Annotated in this window: 1 protein-coding gene; it reads left to right on the top strand. The window is 70.5% G+C overall.

What is annotated here, in order from left to right; genetic code table 11:
• Positions 1-190 (top strand): FAD-dependent oxidoreductase (locus G3N96_RS39010; RefSeq protein ID WP_206140515.1); only part of this gene is annotated, 190 nt, incomplete at its 5' end.
• Positions 191-241: the final 51 nt, after the last annotated feature.

The raw sequence follows: 241 nt of genomic DNA, 5'->3' as shown, positions 1-241 counted from the left end.
GCCGATGACGCCCGACGGGCCACCGCTGCTGGGCGCGAGCGGGGTCGACGGACTCTGGCTGAACGTCGGCCACGGCTCGACGGGCTGGGCGATGTCGATGGGGTCGGGGAAGGTGGTGGCGGATCTCGTCACGGGGCGAGAACCGGAGATCGATCTGTCGGGGTTGACGCTCGCGCGCTACGCGCGGTAGGCACGGCAGGCCCGACGATATCGTCGACGCGATGCGCTGACGCGATACCCA

It is taken from the genome of Burkholderia sp. Se-20373, from assembly GCF_017104705.1.
Lineage (GTDB): Bacteria > Pseudomonadota > Gammaproteobacteria > Burkholderiales > Burkholderiaceae > Burkholderia.
The sequence above is the reverse complement of the archived record's forward strand: the minus strand, read 5'-3'. Positions and strand labels throughout refer to the sequence as shown.